Source organism: Marinobacter sp. G11, assembly GCF_021282325.1.
GTDB lineage: Bacteria > Pseudomonadota > Gammaproteobacteria > Pseudomonadales > Oleiphilaceae > Marinobacter > Marinobacter vinifirmus.
The window spans coordinates 134349-155489 of the sequence record NZ_JAJSPB010000007.1 but is presented as its reverse complement, the minus strand read 5'-3'; the positions used below and the strand labels follow the sequence as shown (position 1 = coordinate 155489).

The 21141-nt window shown below is 58.5% G+C and carries 25 protein-coding genes; 13 read left to right on the top strand and 12 right to left on the bottom strand.

From position 1 onward, the window contains the following. Nucleotides 1–16: 16 nt before the first annotated feature. The 3 genes from LWH94_RS19605 (at nucleotide 17) to mtgA (ending at nucleotide 1935) form a co-directional block, all read left to right on the top strand. Entirely contained in the window at nucleotides 17–715 is a 699-nt protein-coding gene (locus LWH94_RS19605; RefSeq protein ID WP_442914972.1) for an amidohydrolase family protein, read from the top strand. 1 nt (nucleotide 716) lies between these two features. Then, the gene (locus LWH94_RS19600) at nucleotides 717–1145 is read left to right on the top strand and encodes an amidohydrolase family protein (protein ID WP_442914971.1); all 429 of its coding nucleotides are present in this window, start codon (nucleotides 717–719) and stop codon (nucleotides 1143–1145) included. 94 nt (nucleotides 1146–1239) lie between these two features. Then, nucleotides 1240–1935 carry a monofunctional biosynthetic peptidoglycan transglycosylase gene (mtgA, locus tag LWH94_RS06960; RefSeq protein WP_232901665.1) on the top strand — a complete coding sequence of 232 codons (696 nt, stop codon included), beginning with the start codon at nucleotides 1240–1242 and terminating at the stop codon, nucleotides 1933–1935. A gap of 4 nt (nucleotides 1936–1939) precedes the next feature. Here mtgA and thpR read toward each other — a convergent pair whose 3' ends face one another. From thpR to LWH94_RS06925, 7 genes are all read right to left on the bottom strand, one after another. Then, complete coding sequence (gene thpR, locus LWH94_RS06955; protein WP_269802506.1) at nucleotides 1940–2485, bottom strand: RNA 2',3'-cyclic phosphodiesterase; 546 nt, start codon at nucleotides 2483–2485, stop codon at nucleotides 1940–1942. Nucleotides 2486–2500: 15 nt separating this feature from the next. Continuing rightward, the gene (gene codA, locus LWH94_RS06950; RefSeq protein ID WP_232901663.1) at nucleotides 2501–3757 is read right to left on the bottom strand and encodes a cytosine deaminase; all 1257 of its coding nucleotides are present in this window, start codon (nucleotides 3755–3757) and stop codon (nucleotides 2501–2503) included. After that, nucleotides 3754–4410: a PucR family transcriptional regulator gene (locus LWH94_RS06945; RefSeq protein WP_232901662.1), complete on the bottom strand. Its 657-nt coding sequence runs from the start codon at nucleotides 4408–4410 to the stop codon at nucleotides 3754–3756. Before LWH94_RS06945 ends, codA begins: the two co-directional genes overlap by 4 nt. Further along, nucleotides 4411–5694: a cytosine permease gene (gene codB / locus LWH94_RS06940; RefSeq protein ID WP_232901661.1), complete on the bottom strand. Its 1284-nt coding sequence runs from the start codon at nucleotides 5692–5694 to the stop codon at nucleotides 4411–4413. It lies immediately after the preceding gene. A gap of 209 nt (nucleotides 5695–5903) precedes the next feature. Beyond that, a complete protein-coding gene (locus LWH94_RS06935) occupies nucleotides 5904–6749 on the bottom strand; it encodes a DUF72 domain-containing protein (RefSeq protein ID WP_232901660.1) in 846 nt (281 codons plus the stop codon). A gap of 169 nt (nucleotides 6750–6918) precedes the next feature. Further along, complete coding sequence (gene arfB, locus LWH94_RS06930) at nucleotides 6919–7332, bottom strand: alternative ribosome rescue aminoacyl-tRNA hydrolase ArfB (protein WP_232901659.1); 414 nt, start codon at nucleotides 7330–7332, stop codon at nucleotides 6919–6921. Nucleotides 7333–7340: 8 nt separating this feature from the next. Beyond that, nucleotides 7341–8000, bottom strand: a complete 660-nt coding sequence (locus LWH94_RS06925) for a hypothetical protein (RefSeq protein ID WP_232901658.1) — start codon at nucleotides 7998–8000, stop codon at nucleotides 7341–7343. Between the two features lie 132 nt (nucleotides 8001–8132). On the opposite strand from LWH94_RS06925, the gene LWH94_RS06920 reads away from it, so the two are divergent. From LWH94_RS06920 to LWH94_RS06895, 6 genes are all read left to right on the top strand, one after another. Continuing rightward, complete coding sequence (locus LWH94_RS06920; protein WP_232901657.1) at nucleotides 8133–8990, top strand: hypothetical protein; 858 nt, start codon at nucleotides 8133–8135, stop codon at nucleotides 8988–8990. Nucleotides 8991–9055: 65 nt separating this feature from the next. After that, a complete protein-coding gene (locus LWH94_RS06915; RefSeq protein ID WP_232901656.1) occupies nucleotides 9056–9364 on the top strand; it encodes a hypothetical protein in 309 nt (102 codons plus the stop codon). A gap of 31 nt (nucleotides 9365–9395) precedes the next feature. Beyond that, the gene (locus LWH94_RS06910; protein ID WP_022987932.1) at nucleotides 9396–9539 is read left to right on the top strand and encodes a hypothetical protein; all 144 of its coding nucleotides are present in this window, start codon (nucleotides 9396–9398) and stop codon (nucleotides 9537–9539) included. After that, entirely contained in the window at nucleotides 9536–9907 is a 372-nt protein-coding gene (locus tag LWH94_RS06905) for a hypothetical protein (protein ID WP_232901655.1), read from the top strand. Before LWH94_RS06910 ends, LWH94_RS06905 begins: the two co-directional genes overlap by 4 nt. Nucleotides 9908–9934: 27 nt before the next feature. Further along, nucleotides 9935–12493 carry a DUF2339 domain-containing protein gene (locus LWH94_RS06900; protein ID WP_232901654.1) on the top strand — a complete coding sequence of 853 codons (2559 nt, stop codon included), beginning with the start codon at nucleotides 9935–9937 and terminating at the stop codon, nucleotides 12491–12493. Nucleotides 12494–12542: 49 nt separating this feature from the next. After that, a complete protein-coding gene (locus LWH94_RS06895; protein ID WP_199457967.1) occupies nucleotides 12543–13241 on the top strand; it encodes a crotonase/enoyl-CoA hydratase family protein in 699 nt (232 codons plus the stop codon). 3 nt (nucleotides 13242–13244) lie between these two features. Here LWH94_RS06895 and LWH94_RS06890 read toward each other — a convergent pair whose 3' ends face one another. After that, nucleotides 13245–15440 carry a LemA family protein gene (locus LWH94_RS06890; protein ID WP_232901653.1) on the bottom strand — a complete coding sequence of 732 codons (2196 nt, stop codon included), beginning with the start codon at nucleotides 15438–15440 and terminating at the stop codon, nucleotides 13245–13247. A 169-nt stretch (nucleotides 15441–15609) separates the two neighbouring features. Here LWH94_RS06890 and LWH94_RS06885 point away from each other — a divergent pair, with 169 nt between their 5' ends. Next, nucleotides 15610–16107, top strand: a complete 498-nt coding sequence (locus LWH94_RS06885) for an acyl-CoA thioesterase (protein ID WP_199457969.1) — start codon at nucleotides 15610–15612, stop codon at nucleotides 16105–16107. A gap of 87 nt (nucleotides 16108–16194) precedes the next feature. Next, entirely contained in the window at nucleotides 16195–16761 is a 567-nt protein-coding gene (gene efpL, locus LWH94_RS06880) for an elongation factor P-like protein EfpL (RefSeq protein WP_058341429.1), read from the top strand. An 18-nt stretch (nucleotides 16762–16779) separates the two neighbouring features. Here efpL and LWH94_RS06875 read toward each other — a convergent pair whose 3' ends face one another. From LWH94_RS06875 to LWH94_RS06865, 3 genes are read right to left on the bottom strand one after another with little or no spacing between them, the layout of a single operon-like run. Next, entirely contained in the window at nucleotides 16780–17475 is a 696-nt protein-coding gene (locus tag LWH94_RS06875; protein ID WP_232901652.1) for a pseudouridine synthase, read from the bottom strand. Then, nucleotides 17472–18248, bottom strand: a complete 777-nt coding sequence (locus tag LWH94_RS06870; RefSeq protein ID WP_232901651.1) for a spermidine synthase — start codon at nucleotides 18246–18248, stop codon at nucleotides 17472–17474. Before LWH94_RS06870 ends, LWH94_RS06875 begins: the two co-directional genes overlap by 4 nt. Further along, complete coding sequence (locus LWH94_RS06865; RefSeq protein ID WP_442914970.1) at nucleotides 18248–18961, bottom strand: lytic transglycosylase domain-containing protein; 714 nt, start codon at nucleotides 18959–18961, stop codon at nucleotides 18248–18250. Before LWH94_RS06865 ends, LWH94_RS06870 begins: the two co-directional genes overlap by 1 nt. Nucleotides 18962–19157: 196 nt before the next feature. Here LWH94_RS06865 and LWH94_RS06860 point away from each other — a divergent pair, with 196 nt between their 5' ends. Both LWH94_RS06860 and LWH94_RS06855 read left to right on the top strand, forming a co-directional pair. Further along, entirely contained in the window at nucleotides 19158–19397 is a 240-nt protein-coding gene (locus LWH94_RS06860) for a TIGR02647 family protein (RefSeq protein WP_022987942.1), read from the top strand. A gap of 88 nt (nucleotides 19398–19485) precedes the next feature. Next, on the top strand, nucleotides 19486–20382 hold the full coding sequence (locus tag LWH94_RS06855; RefSeq protein WP_232901650.1) for a DMT family transporter: 897 nt from the start codon (nucleotides 19486–19488) through the stop codon (nucleotides 20380–20382). A 128-nt stretch (nucleotides 20383–20510) separates the two neighbouring features. Here the strand turns inward: LWH94_RS06855 and LWH94_RS06850 are convergent, their stop codons facing one another. After that, nucleotides 20511–21131, bottom strand: a complete 621-nt coding sequence (locus LWH94_RS06850; protein ID WP_232901649.1) for a LysE family translocator — start codon at nucleotides 21129–21131, stop codon at nucleotides 20511–20513. Nucleotides 21132–21141: the final 10 nt, after the last annotated feature.

Here is a 21141-nt window from a genome sequence, read left to right as displayed (position 1 = left end):
AAATAGGAAAGTGACTATGGACCGGTACGATTTCATTATTGAAGGCGGCCGCTATTTCGACGGCACTGGAGCGCCTTCTGCCATTCGTAACCTGGCAATCAAAGGGGGCCATATCGCCAAGGTTACTGCTGCCCCTATTCCTCATGCCGAAGCCGAGCGCGTAATTGATGCCACCGGCAAGTGGGTAACCCCCGGTTTTCTGGACACCCATACCCATTACGATGCCGAATTGCTGGTCAGCCCGAGCCTGTCGGAATCCGTTCGCCATGGCGTGACCACCGTGCTGGTGGGTAGCTGCTCATTGAGCATGATCTGCAGTGATTACGAGGACGCATCGGACATCTTCACCCGCGTAGAAACCGTTCCCCGGGAGCGGGTACTACCCATTCTGAAGGCCCATAAAACCTGGTCTACCCCTAAACAATGGGTGGAGCACATCAAGCAGGTGCCTCTGGGACCGAATGTGGTCAGCTTTCTGGGCCATAGCGATTTGCGGGTGGGGGTGATGGGGCTGAGCCGGGCGACGGACCTGGCGGTTCAGCCCAGCGAGGAAGAAATGCAAACCATGGAGCGGTTGCTGAAAGAAGCGCTGGATGAAGGCTTTCTCGGGCTTTCGACTATGTGCCTGAAGTGGGACAAGGTGGACGGCGACCGGGAATGGTCGAAAAGCCTGCCCAGTACCTACGCCATTCACTGTGTATGCAGACGGTATTGATGTGGTGTTCTTTGAAGAGTTTAGCGACGCCGGTGCGCACATCCGCAATATGGCATTCTACAACCTGCCGCTGCGCATGCTGAAACTGGTGCACGAATCCATCGGGGAAGGCGACCCGGTGATGACCCTGGAGCAGGCCGTGCATCGGCTGACCGGTGATCAGGCTGACTGGTTTGGTATCGACGCGGGCAAAATCCGGGAAGGGGACAGGGCCGATGTGGTGGTGCTCGACCCGTCAGGGTTTGGCCAGAACCTGGAACAGGTGCACTGGGGCGAGATGGAGAACTTTGGTTTGCAGCGGCTGGTTAACCGTAACCCGGGCATTGTGAAAACTGTGCTGATCAACGGCAAGCTGGCGCTGGACGACGAGCAACTGGTGCCGGAGTTCGGCCGGGAAATGGGCTACGGCCGGTTTATTCCTGCGCGTTAAGGCTTTCCATATCGTAACCGCCAAGGCCTGTCGTGTCGGCTAACATGTAATGTCTGTTTGAAACATGTTCAACCGAGTACGACAGGTTCCGGCTATGGCCAAAAGGTCTTTCATTCGTAAATCCCTGCGCCTGCTAGCCCTGGCATTCGGGGCTGTTGTGGCCCTGGTTTTTCTGACCGTCCTTTTGTTCCGGTTTGTGAACCCGCCGACCTCCGCCTTTATTCTGGCTTATCAACTTGGCACTGCGCCAGAGCCTCTTCGGCAGGAATGGGTGCTCATGGCGGAGATTTCACCCTGGATGCCTCTGGCCGTGGTAGCCAGTGAAGACCAGCGCTTCCCCTATCATTCCGGGGTGGATTTCGAGGCCATCCGCAAGGCAGTATCCGAGTATAAGGCCGGAGAGGGCTTGCGGGGCGCCAGCACCATTACCCAGCAAACCGCCAAGAACCTGTTTCTCTGGAATGGTCGCAGCTTTGTTCGCAAGGCGCTTGAAGCCGTGCTGGCACTGGGGATTGATGGCCTGTGGCCAAAGGAGCGGGTGCTGGAGGTTTACCTGAATATTGCGGAATTCGGGCCCGGAATCTACGGAGTAGAGGCCGCCAGCCAGATCTACTTCGGCAAACCTGCCCGCAAATTATCCCAGACCCAGGCTGCCCGTTTGGCCGCCGTGCTACCCAATCCAAAAGTGTTGAGCGTAACGGCACCCACAGCTTATGTGCAGGAACGGGTGGTCTGGATTCAGCAGCAGATGAACCAGCTCTCCGGGCTCAAATATCTTGAACAGCTGTAATGCGTCAATCGGTATGGGGCGGCAATACAAACCGCTCAAGCACGGTATACACCGAGCCACTTGCACCGGGTGTGCTTTCGAACAGCACGAAGTCCTTGACCGGCATGGTGCCGAATGAAGTGTTCCTGTGGCCCCCAAGCAGTGACGCCACCGAACCGGTCGGTGGGCGGAATCGACTGATTGTTATGTGAGGTTTGAAGCTTGGGTTTTTTAGCGTAAACCCGTTGTTGGTGAGTCGGTTTGCGAGGTTTTGTTGGAACTCCCGAAGTTGGTCTTCCGGCGATACTCCAGCCCAGAGAATTTTCGGGCTCTCCGGGGAACCGAAGCAACCCAGTCCCTGCACATTGAGTTCAAAGGGGGCACGGGTAACGCCTCTTGCCAGGTCGCAGGCCAGAGCCACCTGCGGCTCTTCGACCTGGCCGAGGAATGCCAGGGTCAGGTGCAGTTGTCCACGGCTTTGCCAGCGAGCCCCGGCTACCTGTGTTTTCATCTGCAGGAGGCTCGCCTTGACGGCCTCGGGTATCTCCAGTCCGAAAAACAGCCTTGGCATAACGCGTTTCCGCCTTCAAAGGCTCAAGTCAGTTTCATATTTCATCATATCCCTCTTGATCAGCAATTTCCCGTCCCGGACAGACGCCAGCACGGGTTGCTGTCCCATCAAGACTTCATAGGGGGTCTGCCCCTGCTGAACGATACACCGGGCCGGTAGCCCTTCTTCAATGCCATAGTCCTTAAGGTCCAAGGCGGCTGCACCGTTATCGGTGATGAGCTCCAGAGACTTTTCGATCTGGCTCATGCCCAGCATGTGGCAGGCGTGCAGGCCGACGTCCAGGGTGCGCAGCATGTTGCCATTGCCGATGGGATACCAGGGGTCGCGAATGGAGTCCTGGCCGAAGGCGACTTTCAGGCCGGCGTCCAGTAGTTCCGGTACGCGGGTCAGGCCGCGGCGCTTAGGGTAGCCATCGAAACGGCCTTGCAGGTGCAGGCTTTCGGTGGGCATGGATAGGAACCGAAGGCCGGATTTTTTCAGCAAGCGGAACAGCCGGCTGCAGTAGGCATCGTTGTAAGAGCCCATGGCACAGGTGTGGCTGGCGGTTACCCGGGATCCATAATCCAGGCGTAGGGCTTCAGCGGCAAGCACTTCCAGGAACCGGGATTCCGGGTCGTCAATTTCATCGCAATGGACATCCACCAGCCGGTCGTTCTTGTGGGCCAGCTCCATCAGCCAGCGCACAGACTCGGCGCCGTAATCCCGGGTGAACTCGAAGTGGGGGATGCCGCCTACCACATCGGCACCCAGGCGCACCGCCTCTTCCATCAGCTCTCGGCCATTCTTGAAGGACAGGATGCCTTCCTGTGGAAAAGCTACGATCTGCAGGTCGACCAATCCGGCGGTCTGTTCTCGCACTTCCAGCATGGCCTTGAGGGCCGTCAGGTTTGGGTCGGTTACATCCACATGGGTGCGCACGTACTGGATACCGTGGGTGGCAAACAGCTTAAGGGTTTCGGTGGCCCGTTTGATCACATCTTCATGGGACAGCATGGCTTTGCGCTCGGCCCAGCACTCAATGCCTTCAAACAGAGTGCCGCTCTGGTTCCAGCGGGGTTCACCGGCGGTCATGGCAGCATCCAGGTGGATGTGGGGTTCGACAAAGGCCGGCGTAACCAGGTTGCCGGCGGCATCCAGTTCGTTGTCCCCAGCGGCGGCGGGCCCTGGCATCGGGAGAATGTTGGTGAAACGCCCGCCGGCAATGGTGAGTTTGTACAGTCCATCCTTGCGCGGCAGGCGGGCGTTTATGATTGCGTTCAGTTGTTCGGTCATTTTGTCTCCTGGTGTTGGCGCACCGGCGGTTCAGGGTTAAACAGCAGGTGGGCCATGAGCAGTGATTTGAAATTGTCTGAGCTGTCGGCGTCACTGGCCAGGCCATCGGATAGTTGGTTCATCCGGTTACGAACGGTGTTCCGGTGGCAGCTCAGGGTTTCTGCCATAGCGCTCTGGTTGCCGCGACAGCTGACCCAGGCCTCTAACAGGTCTGCCGAACCGGCGAGAAGTTCGGTATCAACGTTTCCACCGTTTGTGTGCTCAGCCCGGACAATCGCCCTGCCGATGATTTCAGTCACCTCGACCATGGGCAGGGAATAGGGCTGTTCAAACAATGGAAGTGCCAGATCGTCGGCCAGTTGGCACAGACTGTTCGGTAACTGGCCAATGTACGCATCTCCTGTGAGAACGACCAGCCCGGCGATGTTGCAAGCTTTGCCTTCGTACAGACATTCGGCCAGGTTCTGGGGGCTGCGATGCCGGCTGATGCCGGTGACAAACACCAGTTCACCACCTTTGACCCAGTCCTTGAAGGAGCGGTTTTCAGCGAGGTAGGGCCAGCGTACCGGATTGCCGGCGGCGGCATCGCCACCCCGGATCCGGATGGTGCTCAGCCCCGGGAGCTTGGGTACATCGATGCACTGTAGGGCCATTTATGCGGTTCCCATCACCATGGCCCGGCGTTCCAGCACCGCCTGGGAAACCACTAGCACCACGCTGTAGCTGAATGCGGCCACCAACACACCGACAATCGGCGCAATCCAGGGCGAGGTGTAGGCTGCTGCGGAGCCAATCGCGTAAGCGGCAAGGCCGGGTACGTTGAACGCGGGCAGTGTTGTTGTGGCCAGGTTCGGGTACTGGCGTTTATAGCCGACAAAGTAGCTGGCCATGATCACGCCGCCGATGGGCGGGATAAAGGTGCCCAGCAGGACAAGAAATGGAATCAGCCACTGGTACATGCCCATGACCGCCAGGACGGTGCCGATGCCGGCCCCGACAATGGTGACCAGTTTGCGGCGGCGGGTACGGACCAGGTTGCAGCCTGCGACAGCAAAGTTATAGACGGTGTTGTCCTGGGTGGTCCAGAGGTTCAGGAACAGCATCAGAATGCCCAGTGTTGCCAGCCCCTGCGCGACCATGATATCGACAATGTCGGCCTGTTGATAAACCAGGGCACCGAAGGCGCCGATCAGGGTCATCAGGCCGTTGCCCAGGAAAAACGCCAGTAGCGTGGCGATGACGGCAGTCTTTCCGGATTTGGCGAAGCGGGTCCAGTTGGTGGCCTGTGTACCGCCACTGACAAAGGTGCCGAACACCAGGGTAATAGCCGCCGCAACCGTCATCTCACTGGATGGAGTGATCGCCAGTAAACCGGCCAGCCCGCCGGCATCCGAGGTGGCCATGGTCATGCTGACGGCTACCAGAATAATCATGGCGGGCACGGCCACCCGGGACAGCCACTCAAGGCCGCGATAGCCGATAAAGGCCGTGACGCAGAAACCGAACCCGAACAGGACCATCAGCGGGGTGGTCAGGCTCTCCGGCATGCCGGTCAGTTTCACTAACAAGACGGCCATGGTGGCGGTGCCCCAGGCGTACCAGCCAATCTGGGTGAAGCCAAGGATGATATCCGACAGCTTGCTGCCCATTTCTCCAAAGGTGAAGCGGCTCATAAGGGCGGTGTTGAGACCACTCCTGGCTGCAATGTAGCCCAGTACAGCGGCATAGATTCCCAGTAGCAGGTTACCTGCTGCGAGTACCATCAGCATGGTGGAAAAATCAAAGGCCACACCAACGGTGCCGCCGGCCCACATGGTAGCGGTGAAAAAGGTGAAGCCCAGCAGTACCAGCCCCATGGACCAGACGCTTTTGCGTTGATCCATGGGCACCGGGCTTAGGGGGTAGTCCTGCTCTTGCGGGGTCGCCTGAGTAGTCATGGTGGTTTCTCCGTATCGTTAGTCATCACGACAAGCGTTCGCAACCTTCATGCCATTTCTGGATTCGGGCAGGTAAAAGCCTGCAGGCTCCGGGTACTCATTGTGCATATTGCACAATTTCTTGGGTTGCGGAGCCCCGGGACTGCGGTTTATGCATGGAATTGGTGCGGGATCACCGAGCCCTATCCAAATTGGTGCAGGGTTGAATTCTAGAACAACCCGATCTGCGGCGTAGTCAACTCTACCGGCAGTGCTTCCAGTTCTGGAATCTTCTCCCGCAGCAATTCGGTCCACAACGCAGCCAGCTCCACCGCATGGCCGTTGTCGGGCATGTGCATGAATACATAGGGCTGAATGCCAGCCTCAATCCAGGCGGCCACGCGATCTACCCAGGGCGCAAGGAAGGTTCGGTTGGTTTCCAGGTCGGGGTGGCCTATGTAGCGAATCACCGGCGCCGCGTCGCTGGGCAGGATGTGCACCGGAACTCGGGGCTTCTTGCGCTGGGCATCGATGGTTGATTCACAGTCGGGCGTTGCCGAGAACAACGCCCGGCTATCAAGAACCACCCTTGCCAGCTTTCGGGCCCGCAAACCCTGGTTCAATGCCCGTTCTTCGTCACCCTTGGCGAAAAACGCCGGGTGGCGGACTTCTACAGTCCAGTGAAGAAACTCGGGTGCGGTATCCAGGAAATGCCAGAGCTGGTCTAGCCGCTGAGGGCCAAAGCCGGCGGGTAGCTGCAGCAACATAGGGCCCAGCACATCGTTTAGCGGCTCAATCAGCGATAGAAAAGTATCCAGCTCATCGCCCACGCCGGTGAGAAAGCGTTCGTGGGTGATGGCTCGGGGCAGTTTGAACAGGAAGCGGAAGCTGTCCGGCACCTGCTGCCGCCATTGCAGACACTGATCCCGGCTGGGGCTGGCGTAGAAGGTGGTGTTGCCCTCAACGGTGTTGAACACCCGGGCATAGCGCGCCAGGGGAGTGCCGTCGGGTGGCAGCTGGTTGTTCCAGTTCGGATCTTGCCACTGGGGACAGCCGAGGTAGTAGGGCAGTGCCATCTTTTTTTCGCTGCTCTGCTGTGGATAAATTGATCACTCAGGCGCAGGGTTGATCAGGTTGATCAAATAACCTACGCATACCGCCAGCCCTTGGGGTTACACGCTTTACACCGCCTATCCTTTCGTTCCTAACAAAGTTATCCACAGAGTTTGTGGGTAACTGGGGATATCAAAGCTGCACTTTTCCCCTGAGCGCCTTGGTTTTGCCTTTTTTGGTTTTGCTGTCCACACGCCGACGTTGAGAGCCCTTCGTTGGCTTGGTGGGGCGGCGGGCTTTCTGTTGCTTTACCGCTTCCTGAATCAACTCTTTCAGGCGCTGAAGGGCATCGTCCTTGTTTAGCTCCAGGGTGCGGAAAGACTGCGCCTTGATCACGATGATGCCGTCTTTGCTGATTCGCTGGTCAGACAACGCCATCAACCGTTCCTTGTAGAACGGCGGCAGGCTGGAGGTCTGGATATCGAACCGGAGGTGAACGGCAGAGGCAACCTTGTTGACGTTCTGCCCGCCCGCGCCCTGGGCGCGTATCTGGGTGATCTCGATTTCCCAGTCTGCCAGTTCAACGGCGTTGGAGATTTTCAGCATGGGCTTCCTCAGCGTCGGAAAAAGCGGGGGTTACGTTCGATAAAGGCATCAATCCACCGCTCCAGGAACGAGGCCTCGTCCGGATTCTTCAGGTAACGCCAGCCCAGAATGGAAATGATCAGGGCACCAATGGCATCAACAATCAGGTCCCACATGGTATCGGTCAGCCCGGATGGATCCCCCAGCATGGGTTTTTGCATGTTCATTCCGAATAATGAATCCATGGTGAATTCGAAGACCTCCCACAGGGCCCCAATGCCCAGGGCAAACATGAAGGCAAAGAGGGCAACAAAGCCCGGCTTCAGGTGCATCTGGAGCTTCTCGGTTTCGTTCATGATATGCACCAGCAAAAAACCGAGGATGCCAAGCAGGAAGCCCGAAGTGGTGTGCAGGGCCATGTCCCACCACCAGAAGCGGGTGTAGTAGTCGCGAATTTCGCCCAGAAACAGGGACGCGAACACAAAGCCGATGGCCGCCAGCTGCAGTTCCGGTGGAATGTGAATGCGGAAACGCCGCTCAAACAAAACCGGGAAAAAGGTAATGGCAATGATCATGCTGGTCAGGAAGGCAGTGAACCAGCGCTGGCCGATTACAGCAAACACCGCCTCGGCCAGGAGTATCAGTTGCAGGGCAATGGTGATTCTCTGGTGGGTAATTCGAATGCGCATGCACAAGAGGTTCCTGATTTCGTTACGCTTACCCTATCACATCACGCCGGTTTCCAAGCTCCCCGTGACGGTTGCCACGGCTCCGATTGGTGTAGGATAACGGGCATAACCTGAAGCAAGAGACGTTTTACCATGTTGAAGACATTTCTGATGACATTGCTGGCGGCCAGTGTTGCCTTGTTGGCGGGCTGCTCCGGGCCGGAATCTCCGCAGGAAGTTTCTGAAGCCTTCTGGCAGGCGGTTGTTGAAGGCGATGCCGGTGATGCTAGTGACTACTCCACGCTGGTCGACGAGGCTGCGTTCGACAGTTTTGGCGAGAACTGGAAGAACGTGCAAGTGGCCTGGGGCCGCGTTGTTATTGATGAGCAGGTTGCCCGGGTAACCACCACCCTGAGCGGGCTGGAGGGGCGTGATGAAGCGGTTGAAACGGTCACCTACCTGGTGCGCCAGGGGGATGAATGGCTGGTGGACTACTACCGCACCGGCGACGCCCTGGAAGATGGCCCGGTGTGGGGCAGCCTGGTTGGCCAGCTGGAAAAGCTGGGCGAGGATCTTAAAGCCCGCTGGGCACAGCAATCCGATGAGCTGGCACAGGAACTTCAGCTGGTGGGGCAGGAGCTTCAGCAGCAAGCCGCACAGATGAGTAGTGAATTCTCGGGCCTGGCAGAAGAGTATGGTGAGCAGCTGGGGCAACAAATGGAAGCCTGGTCCCAGTCATTGCGAGAGGCGCTGAAAGCCAATCCTTCGGCCTCTTCGAAAGACCGGCGCACGCTGAATGAGGCCGTTACCCAGCTTGAAGCGCAGCAGCAAAAACTGGAAGAGGCGGACCTTCAGGCATTGGCCGAAAGCACCGTTGTGGCCGCAAAGACCCAGTTGCAGCTGGGTGAATTAGGTGAGGAATTTGCCGCCTACAAAGCCGAGTGGCAGCAGCGCCTGGCCGAAATAGAATCGGAAATAGAACGGTTTATGCAACAGCTAAAGGAAGGTTAGGAACCTTTTGGGCTGGCATCCGTGATTATTCATTACACCACTCAGATATTCGGAGAGAATCAAGCGTGAAACCTGCATTTATGTTTGCGATTGCAGCCACAGCCCTGCTGGCTGGCTGCCAGACTTCCGGTTACATGACCTCGGCGGCCACCGATGGAGACGGCGTTACCTGCGCTGAGATCTATCAGGCCTTTGATGCCTATGAGCGCGATCGGCAGTCTGCCAGTGCCCTGGCTGACCTGGGGCGGGTGATCAGCCCCGCCGCCGGTAGTTATGCCGATATGGGCGTGAACCAGGCGTCCAAGTACTACGAAGAAATCAAAGCAAGCGCGAATATTGCATTGGCGATGCGCGGTTGCCAGCCCATCCAGTAACACCGGTCATTAGCTGACAAGAGGAATGCGTATGTCCGTCGAAACCAAACTTGTGGTGTGTCCCCACTGCCATAAGGCAAACCGGGTGCCTGTTGATAAACTTGCCGCCGGTGGCAACTGCGGTGCCATGAGTGAGGCCCAGATCAGCCAGTGGCTGCAAGGGCAGGCGGGATGAGGTTTCCTGCCGTAACGGTTGTACTGGTGGCTGGTGCGTTGCTGTATGTGCTGTGGGATCAGATGCAGGACGAGCCAGCCCCTGAGGACCCGGCCAGGTACACCAACCTGGCTGCCAGCCCGGCCAAGCGCAGTGACGTGGTGGACTGGGCTGTTACACAGATTCCGGAAGTCTGCGCCCAGGCAACCGGGGGTAGCGGAGACCGGTTTGATGACTGCGTGGAGCGGGCGGAGTCCCGTACCTCCACCTGTCGAAGGGCGATTTACGATAACTTTCCGGACAACGTGACATCAGAAGCAGTTTTCCGGGATGTTTCGATTACCATGATGAATTGCCTGGTGCCGGAGTCGGGCCGGGTTCAGCCCTGATTTTTTCAAGAGACAAGGAATCGTCGTTTGGAATTCATTTTCATTATCCTTGTGGCCGGCGCTGCCCTGCTGGTGCCGGTCGGTTCGCTGCTGGGCTTTCTGGCGTTTCGCCAGCGTGACCGGCACGCCTCCCGTGTTGAAGCGCTGAGCCGTGAAGTCGCAACTCTCCGGCAGGAGCTTGCCGCCCTCAAGAGCGGGAATGCTTTCGGAGAATTTGCGCAAGCAACGGCAGACCTGGCACCCGAGCAGGCGCCTGCGGCTGCGCCCGTTTATCCTGCACAAGCAGAATCTCAGGTTGTTCCGGAAGAAAATCCTCCCCAGGCTACTCCTACACCGCCGCCGCAACCCCGGCAACTTTCCCTTGAAACCCGGCTGATCAACGCCCTGAAAGCAAACTGGATGGTTTGGCTGGGTGGCCTGAGTGTAAGCCTGGCCGGAATTTTCATGGTCAGCCATTCCATCAGCGCAGGCCTGATTGGCCCGGTTCAGCAATTTGCGCTGGCTCTGTTGAGTGGCCTGGCACTGCATGCCGGTGCGGAATATCTGCGCCGGCGCCATACGGGCACCGACCAGGTGTTCGCAGCTCTGGCCGGTGGTGGCAGTATTACCCTTTATGCAGCCTTGCTGGCGGGTGTCCGCCATTATGAGCTTATCGGCCCCGTTACCGGGTTGATACTGCTGGCAGTCGTCTCTCTGGCGACCATGGCGCTGGCCTTGGTGCACGGCCCGTTACTGGCCGTGATGGGGCTGTTTGGCGCCTATGTGGTGCCTTTGCTGGTGGGTGGCGAAGGCGGCAGCGTCCTGTTCGTGCTGAGCTACAGCTTTCTGATTACCCTAAGCTCCATGTTGTTGATGCGGCGCGTTCACCGTGACTGGCTCTGGTATGGCACGCTGCTGGGCGCTCTGGGATGGTGGTTATTGGCGGGTATGGGCTCGGCCGCAATGCTGGCGACTGCGGGCTACCTTTCGGCGTTGTTTGTGCTGTTTTCCATGTGGCCCGGTGAAGTCAGTCTTTCCGGAGAGCGTCGTCGTGAAGCATTGATTGCCCTGCTGGCAGCCTGGGCTGTGTCCATTTACCAGCAACCGGCTACAGAGCCGCTGTTTCTGGCCTGGTTGTTTATATTGCCGGTGGCAATTCTCTCGCCTTCCGGGCGCGGGGCTTTCTGGTACTTGCCCTGGCTGGCGGTGCTGGCAACCGTTGTGGGTTGGCTCGGGTTTGCGGCTAAGGCTTCGGGAGAGTTTCTGCTGGTTACCCTGGCCGAAGAGCATCACGGAATGTTCCTTACTTACCTGATGCTGGCAGCTGTCGCTACCCTCATGTCCGGGCTCTGGCAGTGGCGCCAGCAGTTGCCGCTCAGGCGCTGGGCCTCATTGGTGATGATGGCTCCGGTTACCTGGTTGCTGCTGGGTTGGTTGTTATTGGTGCCGGCAGGCGAAGCGTCTGGCGCCTGGGCCCTGGTTTCCTTGTTCGCTGGTGGTGTTTATGGCGCTCTGGCCTGGCGGCTGGAGCAGCGCAGTGAGTGGCGTGCCGGGTTGGCCTGGGCCCTGCTGGCAGCACACGCCAGTTACTCTCTGGCGGTGGTCATGTGGCTGCAGGAAGCCTCGCTTACCTTGGCGCTGGCAGCGCAGTTTGTCAGCCTGGTGTGGCTGGCCCGCCGATATCAGGCATCGGAGCTGTACTGGCTGTTGAAACTGGTGCTGGCCGTTGTGGTGGCTCGGCTGACCTTTAATCCCTGGCTGGACAACTATCAGGCGGCCAGCCACTGGACGCTGCTGACCTACGTCGGTGCTGCCGGCTTTGCGGTAGCGGCAACCTGGCTGGCCGGGCGCAGCGGTGCTATTCGCCCGTGGCTGGAGGGTGCGTCGTTGCACCTGGTTGTTTTGTTTATGGGGGTGGCCCTGCGTTTTGCGCTGTACGACGGTGACATCTTTGTTCGGGATTACAGCCTGACCGAGGCAGCTATCAATACGCTGCTCTGGGGCTCTGTGAGTGTGGTCTATGTGATTCGCGCCCGGGCCAGCGAGACCCTGGTCTGGCTGTATCGGCTGTTTGCGTGGATTTTGCTGGCCATGGCCGGGTTAAGTTATCTGGTGGCGGTTGTGGTTCACAATCCGTGGTGGACCAGCGGGGTGATTGGTGCAACGCCCGTCTTCAACCTGCTGTTACTGGCCTATGGCGCACCGGTGCTGCTGGCATTGGTAATCAGCCGTTATAGGGAGCTGGTACCCCGGCACTGGGCGCTTGCGGTGGCCGGTGCGGCGTTCCTGTTATTTACAGCACTGGAAATCCGGCAGATTTGGCAGGGCAGTGCCATGCCCCTCCAGTTCGGTATGGGCGAGGGCGAGCTCTACACCTATTCGGTGGTGGGCATGTTGTATGCTGTAGCGGCCATTCTATGGTCTGCCCGAAACCATAGCCTGATGTTGCACAAGGTTGGCATGGCGCTGCTGGGCGTGGTAATTGCCAAGATTTTCCTGGTGGATATGTCTGGCTTGCAGGGGCTCTGGCGGGTTGCTGCCTTTATGGGGCTCGGATTGGCCTTGCTGGGCCTGGCGTGGGTTTACCGCAGAAGCCGTAAGCTATAAAGTTAACAAACACTCACTTAAATAAAACGCAGTACATGAGGATATCCAGGTGACAGAACTCGTAACTTACGAACTGAATGATGGCATTGCCACCATCACCCTGAACAACGGCAAGGCCAATGCCCTGAGCCACGAGGTTTTTGAGGGGCTGAATGCCGCCCTTGACCAGGCCGAGCAGGACAAGGCCATTGTGATCCTGACCGGCCAGCCCGGTATGTTCTCCGGCGGCTACGACCTGAAAGAAATGCAGAAAGGCCCGAAAGAGGCCATGGCCCTGGTGAAAGTGGGTTCAACCCTGACTCGCCGCTTGTCTGCCTTCCCGCGGCCGGTGATTGCGGCCTGTAGCGGCCACGCGATCGCCAAGGGTGCGTTTATCCTGCTGTCTGTGGATTACCGGATTGGGGTGGAAGGCAGCTTCAAGCTGGGCCTGAATGAAGTGGCCATCGGCATGACCATGCATCACGCCGGTATCGAGATTGCCCGCCATCGCATGCCTGCGCCGTACTTCTACCGTTCTGTGGTGAATGCCGAGATCTTTAACCCGGAAGGCGCCATTGCGGCCGGCTTCCTGGACGAGGCGGTCGCCCCGGAACAGCTGATGGAGCGTGCGCTTGCCGTGGCTACCCAGATGAAACAGCTGAACATGACGGCCCACAAGCAGACCAAGCTGAAAGTGAAAGCCGATTACCTGGCGCTGCTGGATCGCTGCATTGAGCAGGACTTCGCTCACTTTGACCTGATGGGCTGATAGTTAGCTTCCATCCTTGCTGAACTGGCTGACCGGGCGGAACCGGAACAGCCAGGCCAGCAGCAGATCCGGCAGGGTCTGGATTCGGGTGTTGTAGATCATGGCGCTGTCGGTGTAGCTGTTGCGCAGCAGTGCCAGGTAGCTCTCGGTATCCGCCATGATCGCCATAAAGCGCCCAACCACTTCGTGATTTTTCATCTCCGGATAATCTTCAATCCTGGCTTTGAGCACCTGCGTTGCGGCCTGTTCACGGGCAAGCGTTCGCTCCACATTCGCGGTGGACTCCATGCTGGCGGGCGGCTCGGCCCGTAGTGAGGCAATGTGGGTCATCAGTTGTTTTTCATGGGCCATGGCGGCCTTTACCGTATTCTCCAGCATCGGCCACAGGTCATGGCGTTGCTGCAAAATGGTGTCGATGTTGGCCCTGGCCCGGTTTACCCGGTTCTTCAGGAACACCATGTCGTTGTAATGCAGCACGCCCAGATAAAGGCACAGCACCAGTGGCACCATGAGGGCGGACAGCAGCAGGTTGTCCGGGCTGAACCGGCCATCGGCGGCGAGCAATGAGGTGGCGGTGAACAGAAACAGGCCAAGGCTGGCTGCAATGCTGACAAAACTGCGGGCGCCGCGGTTAAGAACAATGTCATCTTCATCTTTACTACTGATCAGAAACGGCGTCTCGCTGTCCTGCTGGACACTAAGGCGGTCTGGGCGCTGGTTATCCAGGCCGGCAAAGCCAAGGCAATACACCTTCACATCCGGAGCCAGCAGGCGCACGGTATAGCGGCGATCGCCTCGGTTGTGGGTGTGGGTTTTCGGATAGTCGATGGTGGCGCCCTCCGGGTACACCCGGACGCGGCCGTGGTCATCTTCTAACCAGAAGGGAACCTGTTCCTTGCGGGATTCAATGGTTTTCCATTTTTCGTCTTTGTCGGACCCGGACCTTTCCTCGACTTTGTAGTAAAAGGCGACGCAGTTTTCGTTTTTCAGCGGGTCGGTCAGCAGCGGATACTGTTCGTCGGCCCGGATTTGCCCCTTAAGCTCCGATAACCCAAAGCTCAGACCGGCGGCGCTGCTGGTAGGCACCGCCTCGATCAGTCGCTTGAGTTTCACACCTTTAATGGCCAGGTACATCAGAAACAGCGCAAGCAGCCCCGCGCCGGCGGTCAGCACCATGACCGGTATGGAGTACTCAAGCCGAGCCGGCTGCTTTTTCTCCACAGCGGCAGCGGCGAGCGCTGCGGTTTGATCGTCCAGTTCCGGTGCCGGCAGGCGCTCTTCCACTATCGTGCGGAACATCCAGCGGTCCAGCCAGCCGCTGGTGCTCAGGCGGATCAGTTGTTCCAGGGCGGCAATGTCGGCCTGTACCAGTGGTGAGGCAGAACCCTCCCGAAGCTGCTGGTAGCGGCTCTCATACAAGGTGGCGATGGCAGACCACTCCTGGTTCAGGCGGCTGACGCCTAACCAGGCGAGGCTGCCGGATACCCCAACCGTCACCATCAGAATGTAGACCCAAAGCCGGTGGATTTTCAGGGCGGTGAGCGCCAGGGCCAGCCCCAGAGCCAGCAGGCCAGTCGCTATGGATATCCGGACGCCGGCGGAGAACAGCCTTTCGCCACCGTTGGTTTCCAGTTTTCCAGTGGAGATGAGGGCGGGCAGGGAGAAGCCGGACAGCCCGTCAAACCTGACTTCCCGGTGCTCACGGTTGAAATGCCCAACCACATAGGCAGTATCACCGGGGCGCAGGGCCCACTCCGAATAGATCAGGTCACCCTCCTGTTGGTTAAACGTGCGCCGGAGGTTCCAGTCCACATCTGGCTGGTTGGTTTCCGGGTTAACGGTGGCAGCTCCAGTTGCATCTTTGACCTGGAAGCGCTCACCCCACTGGCCGGATTCCAGGGTTCGCAGCCGGGTATCGCCGTCGGAGTCCCGATAACGTTCCTGCAGTCGATACCGGTAGAACACGGCGGGCGTGCCGGAATAGGGCGCAGGGCGGGCGCCAAGGGCATCGGTTACCGTGGCTTCAATCAGGTAGGGCCCGTCTGACAGTGCAGCGAGCGGGGTGGCTGGCAGTCTCTGCATCTGGCGGGTTTCGGTCATTTGTTCCAGCCCCTGATTCATCAGGTGCCAGCTTCCGGCCAGGCAGGCAATGGCGATGAGTGTGGTGATAATGCGCCCGGAAGTACTCGCCAGTGCCATGTGGATAAACGTCCTTTTGTCGTCAGCTGGAAAAAAGTGCAGTATACCTGATCAAATTACCTGCATGGCCCGCAAACCCAGGCGCACAGTAGCCTGGCGCGAGGTGTCCTTACCTTGCTAACAAAGTTATCCACAGTTTTTGTGGGTAAACCAGAAGGAAATGAGCCAGATGACTGACAAACCGGCCAAGCCTGTTGCTGCTTCTGCCATCGAGAAGCATGTGTATAAAGTATTCCCCAACGATATGAATGCCTATAACACGGTATTCGGTGGCATGATCATGGCCAAGTGTGACCGTCTGGCCCTGGTAGTGGCGGAGCGGCATTCTGCCCATGTATGTGTAACCGCAGCGGTCGACTCCATCCACTTCCGGGCACCGGCGAAGGGCAACGACACCCTGTTGTTCAGCCTGTCGCTGAATCGCAGCTGGGGGTCTTCCATGGAAATCGGCGCCAAGGTGGAGGCGGAAAACAGTTATACCGGGGAAACACGCCATATCCTGTCGGCGTTTTTCACTTTTGTGGCGCTGGATGAACAGGGGAAACCGGTGGATGTGCCGGCGGCGATGCCGGAAACCCCTGAGCAACAAAGGCGCTTTGATAACGCTGAAATCCGTCGGGCAGGGCGATTGAAAACCCGGGAGGAGTTATCCCGGGCAAACAGGTAAGATTACTGCGGTAGCAACTATCGCTTCCGGGCGCGAGTCGTGGTATATCAGCGCCCACCAAGATCAACTTTTTCGGAATCAGGTGTTATGCCAAAAGCGAGCGAGATTAAAAAGAACCAGGCCGTTGAATACGAAGGACGGGTGTATTTCGTTAAGGACATTGAACGCTCTGTACCCCAGGGCCGTGCCGGCGGCAGCCTGTACCGCATGCGGATGTACGATGTGGTTACCAACCAGAAGCTGGACGAGACCTTCAAGGACTCCGACATGCTGAACCTGGCAGACCTGGTGCGTCGTCCGGTCACGTTTTCCTACGCCGATGGCGACGAGTACGTGTTCATGGACAATGAAGACTTCACTCAGTACATGCTGAACAAGAGCGCCATCGAAGACGAGCTGTTGTTCATCACTGAAGACACTCAGGGTGTGATGGCCATTCTGGTCAGCGATACGCCGGTGGCCATTGACCTGCCACCTACGGTGGAACTGACCATCGAAGAAACCGACCCGTCTGTGAAGGGTGGTTCTGCCACCGCGCGTACCAAGCCGGCTCACCTGACCACCGGACTGGTTGTTCAGGTGCCAGAGCACATCTCCACCGGCGACCGCATCAAGGTGAATGTGGAAGAGCGCAAGTTCCTCAGCCGCGCCTGATGTGTCTGATCCGCTCCGTCAGCCGACGGAGCGGATCTCGCTGCCGCTCAGGTGGCGATACCCGCCAACAGGAAGCTCCGGGTCCAGTACCAGGCTTCCCATGCTTTCCCGGTGCAGTGACGTTACCCGATTGCCCACCGCGTGGAACATCCGCTTTACCTGGTGATACCGCCCTTCAAAAATGGTGATCCTCGCCTCGTGATCGTTCAGCGGTTCCAGCTGTGCAGGAGAGGTTGTCAATTGCTCGTACTCGAACCAGATACCCTCGGCAAAGCGTAAGGCTGTCTCCGGGCTGATGGGGTCAGCGGTTGTTACCCGGTACACTTTCGGAATCTTCACGGCAGGTTCTGTCAGCCGGCGAGACCAGGTGCCGTCATTGCTCAGAATCAGCAGCCCGGTGCTGGCCCGGTCCAGGCGCCCGCCAATGTGCAGGTGCGGGCGTAACTCCGGCTCAATCAATTCCATAACGGTGGGGTGCTGGTCGTCCCGGGTGGCACTCAGGTAGCCGGCGGGTTTGTGCAGCATCAGGTAATAGGCCGGTTCGGCCGGCTGGATAATGTCCTTGTCGATCTTCACTTCCCGGAATCGGGAAATGTCTTCGTTGCCGTCCCGGCAGACCGCCCCATCCACCCATACCCGCCCGGCTGCCAGTAACTGGTTGGCAAGGCGGCGGCTGATTCCGTTCTGGTTGCTGACGATACGGGCAAGCTTCATTCGGCGGGTGGGGCAAGTCGGCTGAGTTTGTTGACCAGCTTGCGCCAACCAATCGGCAGGCGCTCTTCCAGGGTATTCAGCCGGGCTTTGTCTGCCGGCAGCGGGTCAATGGCCTGCTTGTGACCGTAAATCACCCAGTTGTTGGTTTTGCTTTTGAATACCAGTAACAGGGGAAACTGGCGCCGGAGCTCCCGAAGCAGGTTGCCATCCGGTTCTGGCATACGATGATAGTTCAGCACCAGCCAGCCCCGGGCCGACAGCGCCCGACTGCAGGCCTTGATGAACTGGCGCTGGCTTTGGGCAGGGCTCATGCGGTCTGCGCTGTACAGGTCGGTCAGGATCATATCGGTGCCGGCTTCCGGTAAGTTATCCACCGCCACGCGGGCATCGGCAATGTGGATATCAAGCCGGTCAGACTCGGGCAGAGAGAACCACTCCCTGGCAATGTCTGCCACCTTGCGGCGCAATTCATAAACCTCGATGGACGCTTCCGGCAGCAGGGTGAACAGGCCATGTGCCAGCGCGCCACCACCCAGCCCCAGAACAGTCACTTTACCTGGCGTGGTGAAGGCGAGGGGCAAGAGCATGGCGCGGTTGTATTCGTGTACCGGAACCTGGGGAGCAGAGCGCAGAATCTTGCTTTGCTCGAACACCGAATCAAAGCTCAGGATTCGGTGCTTTCGGTCGTCAATCACAAGGATGTTGCCGTAGTTATCCCGAGCCACATGGACAATATCGCCCTTGATTTCCGGGCTTTTAAGAATGGTGCCCATCAGTTTTTGGCGTAGCGCTGGTGCAGTATGCCAACGCGTTCAACATAGGCCTTGGTTTCCGCATAGGGGGGAATGCCGTTGTAGCGCCCGACGGCACCCGGGCCGGCATTGTAGGCGGCCGTAGCCAGGCGGATATCGCCACCAAAACGTTTGAGCATTTGGGCCAGGTAATCGACGCCGCCACGAATGTTGTCCTGTATGGCAAACGGGTCGTTCACGCCCAGCTCATCGGCCGTGCCAGGCATCAACTGCATCAGCCCCTGTGCGCCCACGGGAGAAACCGCTTTGGGATTAAATGCCGACTCGGCATGGATGACCGCCCGAACCAGGGCCGGGTCTACATCGTATTCCCGCGCGGCGGTCAGGATTTCATCCCGGTAGGGTGTCAGGAACAGGGGAGTCTTGTGCCAGTCCACCCTGGAACCGGGGTCGCAGGCATAGCAATGGAACCGGATAACCTCCGCCTCGGCGTTACCCGGGCGCTGGCTGCTGTAGGCCACCACGCCATGTTCGTCGGTGTAGCGATAAACCGTTTCGGTTTTGGTAGAGGCCCGGGGCTGTGCCTTGCTCTTCACGTTGGTGTATTCCACCCGGCCATCCGGATGGACAATGCGCTGAATGCTGTCGGCCTTGGCGTTGCTGACCAACGCCATCGCCAGGAACAGGCCAGTGATGAGGGCTCGTGCCGGTGTGTTCAGGAAATAGTTACGCATTGCTCGCCTGGGGATAAACAGCCTACCAACGAATTTACCGGGATTGGCTGTGGGAATGTACCGGTAATTGTAGGATTTTAGTGCCGTGATGATACGGAATGTTGATGGGTTCACAAGAGACTTTCGGTAACTCGGCGATGCTCTTGTGCAGACAGTAGGCTACACTGCTAGGAATATGACAACACGGGAGTATTCCATGCCGTTCTCGCCAAAGCACCTTGCTGAACTGAACCTTCTGCTGCAGTTCCCTTCAACCTCCACTCAGGAAGGTATCAAGGTTCATGCCCATTCCGCTGCGCCGGAGACCGTCAAGGCAGCTGAAACGCTGTTTGCCAAAGGTCTGATCAGCCAGATGGACGGAGGCTACCTTACCCCCATGGGGTGCGAGGCGGTTGAGCTTACCCAGAAGCTCCAGGCGATGATTGCCGAGCCCTGACACCAACCTGTTTGAAACAGTAGCGCTGCACCCGGCCAAAACGGTCGGGTGGGGTGCTTTGTTATTCGTGTAGCGGCAGCCGAAACCTATGCCACCGATCTACTACTCCCTGTTTGTGCCCGCGCTGTTCGTCTGGTTGTGGAGCACCGGTTTTATCGGCGCCAAGTACGGCTTGCCGTTCGCAGAGCCGTTTACCCTGCTGCTGCTTCGCATGCTGCTGACGCTTATACCGTTGGCCGTTCTGGCGCTGGTGATGAAATCACGCTGGCCGGGTTGGCGCGGAGCCGGGCACCTGGCGGTGACCGGGTTGCTGGTGCAGGGGACCTATTTGGGCGGCGTGTTCTATGCCATTGATCAGGGCATGCCTTCTGGGCTGGTATCGTTGATCGTTGGCTTGCAGCCCTTGGTCACGGCCTTGGCGGCGGTCTTGTTGCTTCGGGAAACGGTGGCGGGCCGTCAGTGGTCAGGGTTGGTTATGGGATTGGTGGGGGTGGCCCTGGTGCTGGCTGAGAAGCTGGGGGAGGATTCAAGCGGAGCCGGCTTCTCTCCGGTTACCTTGTTTTGGGCAGGATTGTCCCTGGTTGGTATTTCGCTGGGAACGGTTTATCAGAAGCGTTTCGGAACCGGGGTAGATCTGATCTCTGGCACCATGATCCAGTACACCGCCGCCGCTGCCTTGTTTGCCCTGGGTGCTTTTACTCTGGAAACCCGCGAAATCCAGTGGTCACTGCAGTTCAGCCTTGCCCTGGGCTGGCTGGTATTCGGGTTGTCGGTAAGTGCAATTCTGATTCTGATGTGGCTGATACGCAGAGGGGCTGCTTCCCAGGTGGCGAGTCTGTTCTACCTGGTGCCGCCGGTGACGGCGCTGGAAGCCTTCATTCTGTTTGATGAACGGCTGGGGCCAATGGCGATAGCCGGTGGCGTGGTCGCAGTAGCCGGGGTGGCCCTCGTTGTGACCGGAGGGCCACGACCGGTGAAAACCTAGACCTTGGGGCCTTGCCCAGCAGAGCATCTCCTATCCTCCGTTTCAGGGGTGCCCTTTAAAAGTGGCACAGCCCTTCAGGAAGCGCAATTGAGAAGCACTTACCGTTGAGTAATGGTTTGGCAGGAATTCTACTTGCCAGCTACGATACCGGCCACCAGTCGCCCCGCCAGCGCCACCAGAATGGCTCCGAACACCCGCTCGAACCAGACCGCCCGTTTCTTCAACATATCCAGCCACTTCGGGTTGGAAAACAGCCAGGCCACAATCAGGTACCAGCCGGTATCAATCACCAGCGCGGTAGCGGCATAGCCAAACTTCGCCATCAGGCTGGTATCTACCCCGACCACCTGGCTGAACAACGCCAGGAAAAACACCGCGATTTTGGGGTTGAAGAAGGCAATCAAGAAGCCGTCCCGGGCGGCGCTGCGGGTGCTGGGAGCTTCGGGCAGGGCCTGGTCGCTTTGAGCCTTGGCGGTGAGCCCTTTAAACCCGAGCCATGCCAGGTACAGCGCCCCCGCCCATTGCAGAATGGTGAAGGCCCTTGGGGAGGCGGTAATTACCGCCGCCAGGCCGAGAATGCTCAGAAACGCGTAGATGCCCACGCCGAGACCATGGGACAGCGCCGCGACAACGCCATTCCGGCGCCCGCCGGTCATGGTCTGTTTCAGCACCAGGGCCAGGGAGGGGCCGGGCGACATGGCGCCAAGCACGCAGATGGTTACAACAGCTAACCAGGTGGTCAGGGTCATGGGGTTTCTC

Coding starts and splice junctions, on each gene's coding strand:
- LWH94_RS06935 (WP_232901660.1), bottom strand. CDS start 6,749: ATGGCACTGCCCTACTACCTCGGCTGTCCCCAGTGGCAAGATCCGAAC.
- LWH94_RS06890 (WP_232901653.1), bottom strand. CDS start 15,440: ATGGCACTGGCGAGTACTTCCGGGCGCATTATCACCACACTCATCGCC.
- codB (WP_232901661.1), bottom strand. CDS start 5,694: ATGACTACTCAGGCGACCCCGCAAGAGCAGGACTACCCCCTAAGCCCG.
- LWH94_RS06850 (WP_232901649.1), bottom strand. CDS start 21,131: ATGACCCTGACCACCTGGTTAGCTGTTGTAACCATCTGCGTGCTTGGC.
- LWH94_RS06910 (WP_022987932.1), top strand. CDS start 9,396: ATGTCCGTCGAAACCAAACTTGTGGTGTGTCCCCACTGCCATAAGGCA.
- thpR (WP_269802506.1), bottom strand. CDS start 2,485: ATGCCAAGGCTGTTTTTCGGACTGGAGATACCCGAGGCCGTCAAGGCG.
- LWH94_RS06860 (WP_022987942.1), top strand. CDS start 19,158: ATGCCGTTCTCGCCAAAGCACCTTGCTGAACTGAACCTTCTGCTGCAG.
- LWH94_RS06945 (WP_232901662.1), bottom strand. CDS start 4,410: ATGGCCCTACAGTGCATCGATGTACCCAAGCTCCCGGGGCTGAGCACC.
- LWH94_RS06870 (WP_232901651.1), bottom strand. CDS start 18,248: ATGGGCACCATTCTTAAAAGCCCGGAAATCAAGGGCGATATTGTCCAT.
- LWH94_RS06875 (WP_232901652.1), bottom strand. CDS start 17,475: ATGAAGCTTGCCCGTATCGTCAGCAACCAGAACGGAATCAGCCGCCGC.
- LWH94_RS06855 (WP_232901650.1), top strand. CDS start 19,486: ATGCCACCGATCTACTACTCCCTGTTTGTGCCCGCGCTGTTCGTCTGG.
- LWH94_RS06885 (WP_199457969.1), top strand. CDS start 15,610: ATGACTGACAAACCGGCCAAGCCTGTTGCTGCTTCTGCCATCGAGAAG.
- LWH94_RS06920 (WP_232901657.1), top strand. CDS start 8,133: ATGTTGAAGACATTTCTGATGACATTGCTGGCGGCCAGTGTTGCCTTG.
- LWH94_RS06905 (WP_232901655.1), top strand. CDS start 9,536: ATGAGGTTTCCTGCCGTAACGGTTGTACTGGTGGCTGGTGCGTTGCTG.
- mtgA (WP_232901665.1), top strand. CDS start 1,240: ATGGCCAAAAGGTCTTTCATTCGTAAATCCCTGCGCCTGCTAGCCCTG.
- arfB (WP_232901659.1), bottom strand. CDS start 7,332: ATGCTGAAAATCTCCAACGCCGTTGAACTGGCAGACTGGGAAATCGAG.
- LWH94_RS19605 (WP_442914972.1), top strand. CDS start 17: ATGGACCGGTACGATTTCATTATTGAAGGCGGCCGCTATTTCGACGGC.
- LWH94_RS06925 (WP_232901658.1), bottom strand. CDS start 8,000: ATGCGCATTCGAATTACCCACCAGAGAATCACCATTGCCCTGCAACTG.
- codA (WP_232901663.1), bottom strand. CDS start 3,757: ATGACCGAACAACTGAACGCAATCATAAACGCCCGCCTGCCGCGCAAG.
- efpL (WP_058341429.1), top strand. CDS start 16,195: ATGCCAAAAGCGAGCGAGATTAAAAAGAACCAGGCCGTTGAATACGAA.
- LWH94_RS06865 (WP_442914970.1), bottom strand. CDS start 18,961: ATGCGTAACTATTTCCTGAACACACCGGCACGAGCCCTCATCACTGGC.